The sequence below is a fragment of the Ruegeria sp. CDSB013 genome (assembly GCF_059611165.1).
Window position 1 is genome coordinate 167532 of the sequence record NZ_JBXWPA010000009.1, and the last position, 14169, is coordinate 181700.

A 14169-nucleotide genomic window follows, 5' to 3' on the forward strand; every position below is an offset into this window, starting at 1 on the left:
GAAACACTCCTTACTTACCCAGGCAGAAACTCGAGAAGATCTCATCCAAAAGGTCTTCAACACCGATTCTGCCAACCAAGGTTTCTAGGGCACGGATCGCCGTGCGTAATTCTTCTGATGCGATATCATACAAGTCTGGACCCGATTCCAGAACCGCCATAGCAGAACTCAGGGATTCCCGCGATTTGATCAAGGCAACCCGGTGCCTTTCCCGCGTCGCAATACCACTACTTGTAGTTCGGGTACTAAGCACATCCGAAATCTGGGAAATGAGTTGATCAATACCCTGCCCTGTTTTTCCGGATATTCCACCTTCGGATGGATCTCGAAGATCAGATTTCGGCAAAACCAGTATATCGCCATTCATCATCTGAACACCCAGGTCCTTCGGGTCATCTGTCAGAAACACACGCAAATCAGCTGAATCCGCCCGCTTTCTAGCCAGTTCAATTCCCAGGCTTTCGACGTGATCCTCAGTTTCCCGCAATCCTGCGGTGTCCAGCAATGTGACCGGAAGTCCTGCAAGATCCATTCGAACCTCGATTACATCGCGAGTAGTTCCGGCATACTCCGAAGTAATCGCCGCCTCACGCCCTGCCAGTGCATTTAACAAGGTTGATTTTCCGGCATTCGGAAGACCAACAATCGCGACTTCAAACCCCGTTCGAATGCGCTCTGCAATCTGTACGCCATCTGCTTCACGTTGCAGATCAGCCATGACATCCTTCACAAGGGATTTTACCTCAGGTGTAACGTCTGTTGGAACATCCTCATCCGCGAAATCAATGACGGCTTCCAGCAAGGATGCAGCACGGATCAGATCGCGTCGCCACCGTTCCGCCAATACACCCAAATCACCAGCCAGAATAGTTTGCGCTTGTTTGCGTTGCGCCTCGGTTTCCGCATCAATCAGATCAGCAAGACCTTCGACCTGTGTCAGGTCCATCTTGCCGTTTTCCAGCGCGCGTCGGGTGAACTCACCAGGCTCCGCCAGTCGCAGCCCGTCCATATCGGAAAGGCACCGCATCACTGCGTTAACCGAAGCGGTGCTACCATGGATCTGCAGTTCAGCCACGTCTTCGCCGGTAAAACTGGCCGGGGCTTGAAAGGTCAGAACCAGCCCGTCATCCAACCGTGCGCCATCCGCAGCATATAACGACCGGACTCGCATGCCACGAAATGGCAACGGACTTCCAGTTAAGCTGGCAGCTGCGGAATGCGCGTGTGGTCCCGAGAGGCGGATGACCGCCACCCCGGCTTTGCCTTGCGCGCTGGCCAAGGCGAATATCGTATCCATTCGAAGGCCTCGCGTCGTTTAAGACCTGTGTCAGGTGTTCATCGAATCGAAGAACTCACCGTTCGTCTTGGTCTGTTTCAACTTGGACAACAGGAACTCGACCGCGTCGGTTGTGCCCATCGGGTTGAGGATACGACGCAAGACGAATGTCTTGGCCAGATCGCCCTTGTCGACCAGCAGATCCTCTTTCCGGGTGCCGGATTTTAGGATGTCGATGGCCGGGAACACGCGCTTATCTGCGATCTTGCGATCCAGAACGATTTCTGAGTTACCGGTGCCTTTGAATTCTTCGAAGATAACTTCGTCCATCCGACTGCCGGTGTCGATCAACGCGGTGGCGATGATGGTCAGCGAACCACCCTCTTCGATATTCCGCGCGGCACCAAAGAACCGCTTGGGCCGTTGCAGAGCATTCGCGTCCACACCACCGGTCAGAACTTTACCCGATGATGGCACCACAGTGTTGAAGGCCCTACCAAGTCTTGTGATCGAGTCAAGAAGAATAACAACATCTCGTTTATGTTCGACCAAACGCTTGGCTTTTTCGATCACCATCTCAGACACAGCCACGTGGCGCGTTGCGGGTTCGTCGAAGGTTGAAGACACAACTTCACCCTTCACCGAACGCTGCATGTCGGTCACCTCTTCGGGGCGCTCGTCGATCAGCAGAACGATCAGATAGCACTCTGGGTGGTTCTGTTCGATCGAATGCGCGATGTTCTGCAGGATCACTGTCTTACCGGTCCGCGGCGGCGCCACAATCAGCGATCGCTGGCCTTTACCGATCGGGGCCACCAGATCGATCACACGCGCCGACTTGTCCTTGATGGTGGGATCCTCGATCTCCATCTTCAGGCGTTCATCGGGATAGAGCGGCGTCAGGTTGTCAAACGCGATCTTGTGTCTGGCTTTTTCCGGTTCTTCAAAGTTGATCTTGGTGACCTTGATCAGCGCAAAGTAACGCTCATTATCATCAGGCGCTTTGATATCCCCTTCGACCGTATCACCGGTGCGCAAGGCATGCTGGCGGATCATGTCGGGCGAGACATAGATATCATCCGGACCTGGCAAATAGTTTGCCTCGGGCGAGCGCAGAAAGCCGAAGCCGTCTTGCAGCACTTCCAGCACGCCGTCGCCGCCAACGGTCCAGCCTTCATCCGCGCGTTCGCGCAGAATCTGGAACATCATCTCGCCTTTTCGCATGGTCGAGGCGTTTTCGATCTCCAACTCTTCGGCCATCGCCAGAAGGTCTTTGGGGCTTTTGGCCTTCAGGTCGGCCAGATTCAGGGATTCAGTGGACATGATATATACCTTCGCCGCTGACATTGCGGCACGAAGTGGAATTTCAGTACGGAAGATACGCCGCCCGGACGGGCGTGTTGATCCCTACATAAGCGCGACTGCCCTCGGAGTCAAACAGGCCCTCAGAACTTCACAACGGCCGCCAGAACGATGATAATCATCAGAACGGTCGGAACCTCGTTCATCATGCGAAATTGCCGTCCAGTAAGCTTGTTTCGGCCTTCCAAGAAATCCTTACGTCTCGCCATCAGCCAATGATGGAACCAGGTCATGCCAATTACGGCAGCACCCTTGATCCAGGGCCAGGACCAATCCCACCCCACGATGCCGGGCGTGAAAACCATGATCAGCCCGCAAAGCCACGCAACATACATTGCAGGGCGCATGATCACACGCAGCAGTTTCTCTTCCATCTCAAAGAAGATGGTTTCTGCGCCTTCGACGTGTTGGGCTTTCTCAACGTGATAGACGTATAGTCTGGGCAAATAGAACAAACCTGCCATCCATGAAATCACAGCCATGATGTGCAATGACTTCACCCACGGGTAAATCGTGAAAAGAAGATCGGTCATTCTGGCTCCGGACTTTGGTTGGAACCCTCCCTAATAAAAAAATAGGAAAAGAAAAAGGATGATGGTTTTGTAGGGTGAGTAAATTCCGTGGATTACTTTTTTACGCATGTGTTTTCCCCAGGTGGATAGAATTGTGCCGTAAATAGGTGATTCTGTTGATTTCAGTTTTTATTATTTAATTTCAGTATATTAGTCCGATACCACTCAAGCTTGTCTGGGGATAACTCGTTGGGTAAGACAGGAAATCCCAGTTTTCCCGTGCAGCAAAGTTATCCTTGTCCCAAAAGGACGGTCTTCGAACGACTCAAGGAAGTTTTAGGCGAAATTCCCGGGGTTGCGTGTCAACCGGAAAACCATACAAACCATCCTAGAACGCTCAACGATTTGCTAAGGGGGTTTTCCACATGTCTGTCCCCATCATCCTTGCCTCGGGGTCATCTATCCGCGCGCAGCTTTTGCGCAATGCGGGCGTGCCGTTCGCAGTGGAAACCGCGCGCGTTGACGAAGATACAGCCAAGCGCGCCTTGCTGGCCGAGGATGCGCCCCCTCGGGATATCGCAGACACTTTGGCAGAAATGAAGGCCCGCAAGGTTAGTGACAAGAACCCGGGCGCGATGGTTCTGGGCTGTGATCAGGTGCTGGACTTCGATGGCCAGCTTTTGTCGAAACCAGAAACGCCCCAAGACGCGCTTGCGCAGTTGAAGGCAATGCGGGGAAAGCGGCATATGCTGTTGTCCGCGGCCGTGATCTATCAGAATGGTGAACCCATCTGGCGCCATGTTGGTCAAGTGCGTCTGCGCATGCGGATGAGTTCGGATGCCTATCTACGCGACTACATAGACCGCAACTGGGACAGTATTCGCCATGCGGTCGGGGCTTATAAGCTTGAGGAAGAAGGCGTGCGCCTTTTCGCGACCATTGACGGCGACTATTTTAATGTTTTGGGTATGCCCCTGTTGGAGTTGCTGAATTTTCTGGCTGTGAAAGGGATGATTGATCAATGACGGATAACCAAATTCCATTGGCCGGCGTGATTGGGCATCCTATTGGACATTCAAAATCCCCTAAACTGCATGGACATTGGCTAAAGACCTATGGGCTGCCCGGGCACTATGTCCCTATGGATGTCGCACCCGAGGATTTGGAGAGTGTTCTGCGGACCCTGCCCAAAGCCGGGTATGTCGGTGCAAATGTAACCGTCCCCCATAAAGAAGCCGCCTTGCAGGTTGCGGATCACGTGTCGGATCGGGCGGCAAAGATTGGTGCGGCAAATACACTTGTCTTTCTGCCTGATGGCTCGATCCACGCAGACAACACCGATGGCTACGGATTTATGGAAAACCTGCTTGCAGGGGCGCCCGACTGGAACCCACAGGATGGGCCGGCCGTGGTCTTCGGCGCGGGCGGGGCTGCGCGCGCCGTTTTGCAGGCACTGGTGGATGCCGGAGTGCCCGAGATCATGCTGACCAACCGCACGCGTGCCCGGGCCGACCAATTGAAAGCAGAGTTTGGGCCGCGCATTACAGTGATTGATTGGGTCAAGGCCGGCAATGTGATCGAGAATGCGGAGCTGGTGGTGAACACAACATCTCTGGGTATGCAGGGACAGCCCGAATTGCGTGTGCCGTTGGATGGTTTGCAACCGGGTGCTGTGGTTACCGACCTTGTCTACGCCCCTCTGAAAACCAAGCTTCTGCAAGCGGCCGAAGAGGCCGGGTGCACAACAGTTGACGGTCTGGGCATGTTGCTGCACCAGGCGGTTCCGGGCTTTGAGCGTTGGTTTGGAAAACGACCCGAGGTAACGGATGAGTTGCGCGCCACGGTGCTGGAATGAGCTTTGCTCTTGGCCTGACGGGCTCGATCGGAATGGGCAAAAGCACGACGGCGCAAATGTTCGTGGATGAAGGCTGTGCGCTTTGGGATGCGGATGCGGCTGTGCATCGGCTGTATTCAGCGGGCGGCGCTGCGGTAGAACCGATGCGCGCTGCCTTTCCTGAGGCAATTGTTGATGGCGCGGTCAGCCGGGATGCCTTGAAACAAACTATTTCCGCGGACCCAACAACATTGAAAGTGATCGAAGGCATCGTTCACCCTTTGGTGGCCGCCGACCGGGTGGGTTTTCGGGATAGCGCCACGGCGGACATTCTGGTTTTCGACATCCCTTTGTTGTTTGAAACAGGCGGCAATGCGGCGATGGATGCGGTTGCTTGTGTTCAGGTCCCGGCCGACGAGCAAAAGCGACGTGTGATGGAGCGCGGAACGATGACCGAAGAGCAATTCGAACAAATCCGCGCCAAGCAGATGCCCAATGATGAAAAATGCGCGCGGTCGGACTTTGTGATCGTGACGGACACGCTGGACCACGCCCGTGCGCAGGTGCAGGATGTTGTCAGACAGATACGGGCGGGGATGGCTAATGCGTGAGATTGTACTCGATACCGAAACCACGGGGTTTGATCCCGAAAGCGGCGACCGGATCGTAGAAATCGGCGCAGTCGAACTGTGGAACCATATGGCCACAGGTGAGACTTATCACGTTTACATCAACCCCGAGCGTTCGATGCCCGAAGAGGCATTTGGTGTGCACGGTATCGGCCCCGACCTGCTGGACACTCCGCGCCCGCCGGAAAAGGGCGAGGTCACGCTGAAAGACAAGCCGGTTTTTGCCAAGGTTGGTCAGGGGTTCCTTGATTTCATTCAGGATTCCAAACTGGTGATCCACAACGCCTCGTTCGATATGAAATTCCTGAATGCGGAACTCAGGTGGATGGGTTTGCCGCAGCTGCCGATGGATCAGGCGCTGGACACACTGGCGATTGCGCGCAAACGGTTTCCGGGTTCGCCTGCATCATTGGATGCGTTGTGCCGGCGGTTCAACATCGACAACACGAACCGTGTTTTGCATGGGGCGCTGCTCGATTCAGAAATTCTGGCCGAGGTGTATCTGGAACTGATTGGTGGGCGACAGCCGGACTTTGGCCTGTCCACCAGCGCGGCTTCTGCCGGTGGCGGAGGGGACGATTGGCGGCCCGCTGCGCGCCCGACGCCGCTGGCGTCGAAAATCACCGCGGAAGAACGCGCGGCACATGAGACATTTGTGGAAAAGCTGGGCGAAAACGCCCTGTGGACCCGCGCCTGAGCCCCTGCCCGGCGCGGGTGCAACCGATTAAGCTTCGGTTTTCTCAGCTTCCGCCTGACGGCGCATCAGCTCGTTGCGGTACAGCGCAACAAAGTCGATGTTGTCCAGGTTGACTGGCGGGAAACCACCGTCACGGGTGATGTCACTGACGATGCGGCGCAGGAACGGGAACAGCATGCGCGGGCATTCGATCATCAGGAACGGGTGCAACTGATCTTCGGCCACGCCTTCGATGTGGAACAGACCGCAATAATCCAGCTCGCACAGGAACAGAACGTCTTCCATGCCCTTAGCTTTCGAGGTCAGGTTCAGTTTGACGGCGACTTCGTACTGATGCTCGGTCGGGCGCTTTTTGGCGTCCAGGTTCACCTGAACGGCAATCTCGGGCTGAACGTCACCAGACACGCCTTTTTGCGCCATCACGTTTTCAAAAGACATATCGCGAATGAACTGTCCCAGAACGCGCATCTGGATCTGAGGAGCGGTCTGTGCCGCGGTGTTTTCTGCAGGGCTTTCGTCAGCCATGGATCTACTCCGAAAATGAAATTTGCCACTGCTTAGCAAGTTGGGCGCGGCACCTCAATGCTGGGGTGGACCTTCGACCCATTTGGATGGCTTTGAGGGGTTCTGACGCGGGCGAACTTCGGTAAAATCTCCGTCGATCACGTCATCCTGATCAAACTGGGTGGGACCAGTGCGGAACTGCGCGCCGGTGCCCATCTGGAAATGCGTGATGGTCGCCTTGGATTTCAGGTATTTGAATACGGCCACTCGAATACCCGGAACAAGCAGTGCAAAGCCAACGGCATCGGTGAAAAATCCCGGCGTCAGCAGCAAAACACCAGACAGCAAGATCATCGCGCCATGGGCCAAAGGCTCGGTCGGGTCATCCAGTTCAGAAAAGGATCGCTGCAAATTGACCAGTGCCATGCGACCTTGTGTCCTGACCATAAAGGTGCCGATAACGGCCGTCAGAACGACGATCGCCAGCGTAGGCCACAGGCCAATCAGGCCGCCGACCTGTATGAACAGGGCGATCTCGATGATCGGCACCAACAAAAATGCCAAGAACAGGTACATCTGCGTTATCCTTTCCCTTAGGCCGGGCTGTGGACTTGCCACGATCTGTCACCTACATAGTGGCATGAGGCCGCGTATACAAAGTCGCGGTCTGAAAAGAGGATGAAATGAACGAACCGATGATCCAGTTGCTGGTCCTGGCCGGAATTGCCGTTTTCCTGATCCTGCGCCTGAAAAGCGTGCTGGGTACACGTGAGGGTTTTGAGAAACCCCCTGTTCAACAGCAACCCGAGGCGGACAAGTCGCGTCGCGGCTTCGAGGTGATCGAAGGCGGGCCGGATCATGACATCACAGACCATGTCGCCGAAGACAGCGAACAGGCGAAAACGCTGGCCGCGATGAAGAGGGTCGAGCCCGAATTCTCTGTTGGTGAATTCGTGCAGGGTGCCCGCGGAGCCTATGAGATGATCGTCATGGGGTTCGAAAAGGGCAATCTGGATGAAATCCAGCCCTTCCTGTCCGAAGAGGTGTTTGACACATTTGTTTCAGTTGTGGCGGCCCGTGAAGACCAGGGTCTGACCATCGAGGCCGAGTTTGTCGGCGTGCGCGAAACCGCGCTGGCGGATGCGACCTTCGACAAAGACACAAACCAGGCGGAAATCACCATGCGGTTTGTGGGCGAGCTGACCTCGGTCGTGCGTGATCGTGGCGGTGATATCATCGAAGGCAACCCAAACACTATTAAACGCCAAAAGGACAGCTGGACCTTTGCCCGTGTCATGGGCGCTGATGATCCAAACTGGCTGCTTGTTGCCACGGACGCATGATTGGCGCGCTCCGGTCGCTATTTCTGGTGGCAGTTATGACCACTGCCGCCAGCGCGGAACCGACGCGATCAATTCTTTCCTTTGACGATCTGGATGGATGGGCTGCCGACGATCACGGGGCGGCCCTTTCGGTATTTCTGAACACCTGCGGCGATCTGGACGATCCGGATTGGCAGGCATTGTGTCGCGTCGCCCGAACCTACGACGCAGACGCGGCGCGGTCGTTTTTTGAGCTGTTCTTTCGTCCGGTTCTGGTCGAGGACGGAGAAGAGGCCCTGTTCACCGGCTATTTCGAACCTGAACTGGACGGGTCTAAAACCCGGACCGACCGGTTCAAATATCCGATTTACAAAATGCCGCCAGAGGCGCGGGCCGAAGGGCTTTGGCTCAGCCGCCGTGAAATCCTGACGGGCGACGCGATGCAGGGCCGCGGCCTTGAGATCGCCTGGGTGGATGACCCGGTCGAGTTGTTCTTTCTGCAGATTCAGGGCTCGGGGCGTGTGCGCCTTCCTGATGGCAGTGCCTTGCGCGTCGGCTATGGCGGCGCGAACGGTCACCCATATCGTTCCATCGGGACTGAGCTGATTCGTCAGGGGGCGCTGGGTGCGCATGAGGTTAGCGCCCAGATGATCCGCGCTTGGGTGCGCAAAAATCCCGAAGCCGGGGCAGAGTTGTTGTTTCACAACCCCTCTTACGTGTTCTTCCGCGAGGTCTCGCGCGTTGCGCCCGAGCTTGGGCCGCTGGGTGCCATGAACCGGTCGGTCACCACGATGCGCAGTATTGCAGCTGATCCGGCTCATACGCCGCTGGGTGCCCCTGTTTGGGTGGAAAAGGACGGCAAGACCCCGTTGCGAAGGTTGATGATTGCGCAGGACACCGGTGCCGCCATCAAAGGGGCGCAGCGCGCGGATATATTCTTTGGCACAGGGGACGAGGCGGGAAAGGCCGCCGGGCGCCTCAGGGATCCGGGGCGGATGGTGTTGCTGCTGCCGATCCAGCGGGCCTATGCCCTGTTACCGGATGAATTCTGATGTCCCGACGCAAATTGACGGCAGACGAGATCGAGCTGTGGCGCAAGGTCGCCAAACAGGCTGAGCGGCTGCATCCCGAAATTCCACAATCGGTCCACCCGGTCACGCTGCCCAAACCCAAGCCGAACAAACCCCCAAAACCCCGGTTTGAGGCATTCGAGGTCGGACAAAACGCGCCCGGTAAACCCGTGCGAAATGCGTTAAAGCCTTCGATCAGTGAAAATTTGCGTACCAGCCCGGTGCAAATGGACACCAAGGCATTTGGCCGTATGAAACGCGGCAAGATCAGGCCTGAAGGGAAACTGGACCTGCATGGCATGCGCATGGACACTGCGTATCCGGCGCTCACCCGGTTTATTCTGACGGCCCAGGCGTCAGGTAAGCGCCTTGTTCTGGTTGTCACCGGAAAAGGAAAGGACAGGGATGAACCCGGTCCTATCCCCACGCCGCGCGGTGTATTGCGCAACCAAGTGCCGCAATGGTTGGCCTTGCCGCCGCTTGCGCAGGCCGTTTTGCAAGTGACCCCAGCCCATATCAGCCACGGCGGCGAAGGGGCCTACTACGTCTATTTGCGCCGAACGCGTTAAAGCGAGCGCACAGCGCGCGTAATTCCGATTTTAGCCGACAGGCATACAAGAATGAAAACACCTCCGATCCACAGGAACTGTGTGCTCAGCGGTATACCGGCGTCGATCAAAATCCCGGTCAGGCCGGGGCCGATCGCTGATCCCAAAACCATAACTGCTGTGGCCATCGCCTTGATCGCCCCAATGTGCCTGGTGCCGTAGAATTCTGCCCAGAAGGCGCTTGGTAGTGTGTTGTTTGCTCCAACCGTCAGGCCCAGAAAGATCATTGCGATCAGGGCCCCTCCGATCGAGTTTGTCATTCCTGCGATCATAAAACCAATTGCGATCGGGATTTGGTAAAAAGGCATCAGCCTCGCGGTGCCCCATTTGTCCAGCGCCCAGCCGGCCGCAAACATCCCAATCAAGGAAACGCCGGTGAAAACCGGAAACAGCGCGACCAGTTCGATATGCTGCCAGCCCTTGATCTGGGCCAGATGCACCTGATGGAAGAAAAACGCGGTGATAAAGGCCGATGGGGCCAGTATTGCTGGAGCCATGAACCAGAACAGCGGATGAAACAGCGCGTCTTTCCGGGTCCAGTGGCGACCCTGCATCCCTGTCGCTGAATACGCATCCGCCAGACTTTGCGGCGTGCGCTCCTGACGCAAAAGCCGTGTCAGAACGGGTATCCCCATCAGGACGACCACTGCGGACAACACCCAAAGCCATCGCCAGTCCAGAAACGCCATCGCGGCCACGAAAGCCAGCGGCAGCAGCGCCTCACCAATCGCGTAGCCAACCGATGCAATCGACAGGGCTTTGCCACGTGTAACGATGAACCATCGCGCCATGGCGACCTGTGCCAGATGGACGCTCATCCCCTGTCCGAACAGGCGCAACAAAAAGACCACCAGCGGTAACAGGACAAGCCAGCTGTTCACGGCCATTGCCAATGCCGCCACGGCCAGGCCGACCAGAACGGCGGGTCCCAATACACGGACGCGGAAAACATCTGTCAGCCCGCCGGCCCAGATCATAACGATGGCCGAAACGGTGGTGCCCAAAGAGTAAAGACCGCCCCACGCGCCGTGCCCAAGACCAAATTCGGCGCGGATGTTTCCAGCGAAGATCGAGATGAAGAAGGTCTGCCCAAAGCTGGACAGAAAGGTCAAAAGGACCCCCGCACCCAACCAGGTCGCGTTGTCCCGAAAATATTCACGCAAACTAAACTGCGTCACGGGGTAGTGACCTGAGCCTGCCCTGTTTCTGTCAGAACGATTTCCGTGGCGCCGTCTGGATTACGCTCGCTGGGCGGCACCAGTATATCGATGCCGGGCCTGTCTTCGCGTCCGAACGTGTTATTGACGCGCCGCAACGAACTAAGGATCGACAACAGAGCCGGGGAAGTCGCCGCCACAAAATGCGAGGATTCCGCATCGCTGCTGAACGCGGTTGTATCGATCACGTTGATCGGGAACTCCTCGAGGGACTCGAGTGAGGTGATGTTTCCCAGCCGCACACCCTCATCCGTGCCGCGCAGGCGGGCGGAAATGTTCAGGATTTTGTCCTTTTGCGAGACCATCACGATAAATGGGTCGGGAGGATTGTCGATCCGCCTCATCTGGGAGCGAAACAGATCCAGATCCAGATCGGGCGAGATCAGCACAACCCCTTCGAGGTTCCTTTTCGCCCAACCCGGTTCCTGCAGTTCCGTTTGGCGCATCATCTCCATCGTCAATGCGCCCCCCATGGAATGCGCGACTAGAATGACGCGTTTGACACCCATGGATTTCAGTTCACGGATTGTCTGCTCCAACCCGTCGCGGGCAAACAACATGCTGTCCAGATCATAGGCATATCCATACCCGGTCGCGCGGCTGGGCCAGGAATAGACCAGAGTAGATCCCGGAAGGCCAATGTCATGGGTCAGCTGAGCCGCGCGGAAAATCGTCTCGGTTTGGGTCGAGTTGTAGCCGTGTACAAAAATCGTAACATCGTCTTCGCCGCGCAAATGTTCGCGTAAGCCCTTTGGCCCGCCCAGTTCGGTAACATTTGTAAGAACAAATTCTTTTTTCGGGTTCGGATTCGCATAAGAGAATTTCAATGTTCCCGGCGTGTGTGATGGCGGGATCGACACTGTTGTTTCCAAAAACTTCAGCGCTTCCCCACGCTTGAATCCATAAGTTCCGTCTGCTTCACGCGCTCGCGTCGTGGCTGCGAATATCTTTTCAGGCGTTCCGACAGTTGCGGCCGATGGAACAATCTCGGTTACCGTCCGATCAACACAGGCGCTTAGCGTCAGGGATGTAATCAGAATTATTAAATAGCGCAGCACTGGTCAGCCCTCTGGGTGAGTTGCGACTACGCTATCTCATTCTGGCCCGGCGTCCAGCGGCACTACACTGCCGAAGCGGCAAAAACCGGCTGGCGATGTTACAAAACGTAACGGCTGAGGTCGGTGGATTTGGTCAATTCGCCCAGATTGTCGTCCACGAATTGCGCATCAACCGTGATCGAGATTCCGGCCTGATCGGGCGCGGTAAAGGACAGCTCTTCGAACACGCGCTCCATCACCGTGTACAAACGGCGCGCACCGATGTTTTCGACGCTTTGGTTCACATCTGCCGCGATACGCGCAAGGGCCGCGATTCCGTCATCGGTAAAGCTGACCGTGACCTCTTCGGTGCCCATCAGGGCGGTGTATTGACGGGTCAGCGCGTTGTCGGTTTCGGTCAGGATGCGCACAAAGTCTTCTTCGGTCAGCGCGCGCAATTCCACGCGGATCGGCAGGCGGCCCTGCAGTTCCGGCAACAGGTCCGACGGTTTGGCGATGTGGAACGCACCCGACGCGATGAACAGGATATGGTCAGTTTTGACCGGGCCGTGCTTGGTGGATACCGTCGTGCCTTCGATCAAAGGCAACAGGTCACGCTGTACCCCTTCGCGGCTGACATCGCCACCCCGCGCGTCAGTGCGGGCGCAGACCTTGTCGATCTCATCCAGGAACACGATGCCGTTCTGTTCAACGGATTCCAGCGCGATGCGGTTAACGATCTCATCATCCAGCAGCTTGTCGGCCTCTTCCCCGATCAGTGCTTCATAGCTATCGGCGACGGTCATCTTGCGTTTCACAGTACGCCCGCCAAAGGCCTTGCCGAATATGTCGCCCAGATTCATCATACCCATCTGGCTGCCGGGCTGGCCGGGAATATCGAACATTGGCATCGGGTTCGACGAGTCTGACAGCTCCAACTCGATCTCTGTATCATCCAACTCGCCCGCTTTCAGCTTTTTGCGGAACATCTCGCGTGTGCCTTCGCGTGCATCGGTGCCTGCAATGGCTTCGATCACGCGGTCTTCGGCGGCCTGATGCGCCTTGGCTTTGACATCCTCACGCATGTATTCGCGGGTTTGCAGGATGGCGGCGTCGGCCAGATCGCGCACGATCTGTTCCACGTCACGACCGACATAGCCCACTTCGGTGAATTTGGTGGCTTCAACCTTGATGAAGGGCGCGCGGGCCAGTTTGGCCAGACGGCGACTGATCTCGGTCTTGCCGACACCGGTGGGGCCGATCATCAGGATGTTCTTCGGATAGACCTCGTCCCGAATGTCGTCAGCCAACTGCTTGCGCCGCCAGCGGTTGCGCAGCGCAACGGCCACTGCACGTTTTGCATCCTTCTGCCCGATGATGAAACGGTCCAGTTCCGAGACGATCTCGCGCGGGGTCAGGTCGGTCATGTGAGTTCTATCCAATTGTTTCGCTCCGGAACCTAAGCATAAGCCACAAAAACACAAGCTGATCACGAAAAACTCACGCCAACACACGGTCTGCACACGGAAAATCGTGGTGATGTGAATCGCCAGACAGAAAATAGCTGCGCATAGTCTGCGGTGACGGGCAAGTTCGCCTGCACTTTGAAATGGAGACCCACATCATGATGACTCGTCGTTCGCTCTTTTTGAATGCCGCTGCAACGGGCGCCGCTCTGACTCTGGCCAGTGCCAATGTCGCTGCCGCCGGCGGTGCCAAGAAAAAGGGCACATTCGAGGGCCGCTCGAAACATATCACCACCGGTTCGGTCAAAGTGGTCAAAGACGGTGAGCGCTATATCGTTGAGCTGGGTGATGACTTTTCGCTGGATAACGGTCCGGACCCGCGCGTGGCCTTCGGCAAGGATGGCACCTATGATCCGAACTCGAAGCTGGGCGCGCTGCTGAACCTGAAGGGCAAGCAGTCTTATGCCGTACCGCCGACTATGGATATCTCGGGCTATAACGAAGTTTACATCTGGTGTGACGTCGCCGGCGTTCCGCTGGGCGTTGCAGCGCTTTCGTAACCCAACGACGAATTGCGCCCGGAGGCCGGTAATTTCCGGCCTCTGACAAGGCGTTAGGTGCCATTGCGCCTGTCT

16 protein-coding genes are annotated in these 14169 nt (G+C 56.5%); 8 read left to right on the plus strand and 8 right to left on the minus strand.

From position 1 onward, the window contains the following. Window positions 1–10 precede the first annotated feature (10 nt). From mnmE to AC2FJF_RS16095, 3 genes are all read right to left on the minus strand, one after another. Window positions 11–1297: a tRNA uridine-5-carboxymethylaminomethyl(34) synthesis GTPase MnmE gene (gene mnmE, locus AC2FJF_RS16085; protein WP_496726282.1), complete on the minus strand. Its 1287-nt coding sequence runs from the start codon at window positions 1295–1297 to the stop codon at window positions 11–13. Window positions 1298–1327: 30 nt separating this feature from the next. Continuing rightward, entirely contained in the window at window positions 1328–2599 is a 1272-nt protein-coding gene (gene rho / locus AC2FJF_RS16090; RefSeq protein ID WP_496726283.1) for a transcription termination factor Rho, read from the minus strand. Between the two features lie 122 nt (window positions 2600–2721). After that, entirely contained in the window at window positions 2722–3171 is a 450-nt protein-coding gene (locus AC2FJF_RS16095) for a CopD family protein (RefSeq protein WP_496726284.1), read from the minus strand. Window positions 3172–3575: 404 nt separating this feature from the next. Here AC2FJF_RS16095 and AC2FJF_RS16100 point away from each other — a divergent pair, with 404 nt between their 5' ends. From AC2FJF_RS16100 to dnaQ, 4 genes are read left to right on the plus strand one after another with little or no spacing between them, the layout of a single operon-like run. Then, window positions 3576–4175, plus strand: a complete 600-nt coding sequence (locus tag AC2FJF_RS16100; protein ID WP_496726285.1) for a Maf family protein — start codon at window positions 3576–3578, stop codon at window positions 4173–4175. Further along, window positions 4172–5005, plus strand: coding sequence for a shikimate dehydrogenase (locus AC2FJF_RS16105; RefSeq protein WP_496726286.1), 834 nt, complete (start codon window positions 4172–4174; stop codon window positions 5003–5005). The genes AC2FJF_RS16100 and AC2FJF_RS16105 overlap by 4 nt, the downstream gene beginning before the upstream one ends. Further along, the gene (coaE, locus tag AC2FJF_RS16110; protein ID WP_496726287.1) at window positions 5002–5595 is read left to right on the plus strand and encodes a dephospho-CoA kinase; all 594 of its coding nucleotides are present in this window, start codon (window positions 5002–5004) and stop codon (window positions 5593–5595) included. Before AC2FJF_RS16105 ends, coaE begins: the two co-directional genes overlap by 4 nt. Continuing rightward, entirely contained in the window at window positions 5588–6310 is a 723-nt protein-coding gene (gene dnaQ, locus AC2FJF_RS16115; RefSeq protein WP_496726288.1) for a DNA polymerase III subunit epsilon, read from the plus strand. Before coaE ends, dnaQ begins: the two co-directional genes overlap by 8 nt. A gap of 27 nt (window positions 6311–6337) precedes the next feature. Here the strand turns inward: dnaQ and secB are convergent, their stop codons facing one another. Both secB and AC2FJF_RS16125 read right to left on the minus strand, forming a co-directional pair. After that, entirely contained in the window at window positions 6338–6835 is a 498-nt protein-coding gene (gene secB / locus AC2FJF_RS16120; RefSeq protein ID WP_496726289.1) for a protein-export chaperone SecB, read from the minus strand. Between the two features lie 54 nt (window positions 6836–6889). Next, the gene (locus AC2FJF_RS16125; RefSeq protein ID WP_108860513.1) at window positions 6890–7390 is read right to left on the minus strand and encodes an FxsA family protein; all 501 of its coding nucleotides are present in this window, start codon (window positions 7388–7390) and stop codon (window positions 6890–6892) included. Window positions 7391–7497: 107 nt separating this feature from the next. On the opposite strand from AC2FJF_RS16125, the gene AC2FJF_RS16130 reads away from it, so the two are divergent. The 3 genes from AC2FJF_RS16130 to AC2FJF_RS16140 are packed head-to-tail and all read left to right on the plus strand — an operon-like array spanning window position 7498 to window position 9775. Further along, window positions 7498–8157: a Tim44/TimA family putative adaptor protein gene (locus AC2FJF_RS16130; protein ID WP_282119801.1), complete on the plus strand. Its 660-nt coding sequence runs from the start codon at window positions 7498–7500 to the stop codon at window positions 8155–8157. Continuing rightward, window positions 8154–9188, plus strand: a complete 1035-nt coding sequence (mltA, locus tag AC2FJF_RS16135; RefSeq protein ID WP_282119802.1) for a murein transglycosylase A — start codon at window positions 8154–8156, stop codon at window positions 9186–9188. Before AC2FJF_RS16130 ends, mltA begins: the two co-directional genes overlap by 4 nt. Continuing rightward, window positions 9188–9775, plus strand: coding sequence for a Smr/MutS family protein (locus tag AC2FJF_RS16140; RefSeq protein ID WP_496726290.1), 588 nt, complete (start codon window positions 9188–9190; stop codon window positions 9773–9775). Before mltA ends, AC2FJF_RS16140 begins: the two co-directional genes overlap by 1 nt. Here AC2FJF_RS16140 and AC2FJF_RS16145 read toward each other — a convergent pair. From AC2FJF_RS16145 to hslU, 3 genes are all read right to left on the minus strand, one after another. After that, window positions 9772–10992 (minus strand): MFS transporter, encoded by a 1221-nt coding sequence (locus tag AC2FJF_RS16145; RefSeq protein WP_496726291.1) that lies wholly within the window; start codon window positions 10990–10992, stop codon window positions 9772–9774. The two genes, AC2FJF_RS16140 and AC2FJF_RS16145, sit on opposite strands and share 4 nt — an antisense overlap. Continuing rightward, window positions 10989–12089 (minus strand): alpha/beta hydrolase, encoded by a 1101-nt coding sequence (locus AC2FJF_RS16150; RefSeq protein WP_496726292.1) that lies wholly within the window; start codon window positions 12087–12089, stop codon window positions 10989–10991. Before AC2FJF_RS16150 ends, AC2FJF_RS16145 begins: the two co-directional genes overlap by 4 nt. A gap of 98 nt (window positions 12090–12187) precedes the next feature. Further along, on the minus strand, window positions 12188–13495 hold the full coding sequence (gene hslU / locus AC2FJF_RS16155) for an ATP-dependent protease ATPase subunit HslU (RefSeq protein WP_496726293.1): 1308 nt from the start codon (window positions 13493–13495) through the stop codon (window positions 12188–12190). Between the two features lie 197 nt (window positions 13496–13692). Between hslU and AC2FJF_RS16160 the strand changes: the two genes are divergently transcribed. Next, window positions 13693–14094: a DM13 domain-containing protein gene (locus AC2FJF_RS16160; protein WP_058279372.1), complete on the plus strand. Its 402-nt coding sequence runs from the start codon at window positions 13693–13695 to the stop codon at window positions 14092–14094. The last annotated feature ends 75 nt before the right edge of the window (window positions 14095–14169 follow it).

Bases quoted from the DNA above. Each gene is read 5' to 3' on its own strand.
- hslU (WP_496726293.1), bottom strand. From the start codon at position 13,495: ATGACCGACCTGACCCCGCGCGAGATCGTCTCGGAACTGGACCGTTTC.
- mnmE (WP_496726282.1), bottom strand. From the start codon at position 1,297: ATGGATACGATATTCGCCTTGGCCAGCGCGCAAGGCAAAGCCGGGGTG.
- AC2FJF_RS16105 (WP_496726286.1), top strand. From the start codon at position 4,172: ATGACGGATAACCAAATTCCATTGGCCGGCGTGATTGGGCATCCTATT.
- rho (WP_496726283.1), bottom strand. From the start codon at position 2,599: ATGTCCACTGAATCCCTGAATCTGGCCGACCTGAAGGCCAAAAGCCCC.
- AC2FJF_RS16160 (WP_058279372.1), top strand. From the start codon at position 13,693: ATGATGACTCGTCGTTCGCTCTTTTTGAATGCCGCTGCAACGGGCGCC.
- mltA (WP_282119802.1), top strand. From the start codon at position 8,154: ATGATTGGCGCGCTCCGGTCGCTATTTCTGGTGGCAGTTATGACCACT.
- AC2FJF_RS16125 (WP_108860513.1), bottom strand. From the start codon at position 7,390: ATGTACCTGTTCTTGGCATTTTTGTTGGTGCCGATCATCGAGATCGCC.
- coaE (WP_496726287.1), top strand. From the start codon at position 5,002: ATGAGCTTTGCTCTTGGCCTGACGGGCTCGATCGGAATGGGCAAAAGC.
- dnaQ (WP_496726288.1), top strand. From the start codon at position 5,588: ATGCGTGAGATTGTACTCGATACCGAAACCACGGGGTTTGATCCCGAA.
- AC2FJF_RS16140 (WP_496726290.1), top strand. From the start codon at position 9,188: ATGTCCCGACGCAAATTGACGGCAGACGAGATCGAGCTGTGGCGCAAG.
- AC2FJF_RS16100 (WP_496726285.1), top strand. From the start codon at position 3,576: ATGTCTGTCCCCATCATCCTTGCCTCGGGGTCATCTATCCGCGCGCAG.
- AC2FJF_RS16130 (WP_282119801.1), top strand. From the start codon at position 7,498: ATGAACGAACCGATGATCCAGTTGCTGGTCCTGGCCGGAATTGCCGTT.
- AC2FJF_RS16095 (WP_496726284.1), bottom strand. From the start codon at position 3,171: ATGACCGATCTTCTTTTCACGATTTACCCGTGGGTGAAGTCATTGCAC.
- secB (WP_496726289.1), bottom strand. From the start codon at position 6,835: ATGGCTGACGAAAGCCCTGCAGAAAACACCGCGGCACAGACCGCTCCT.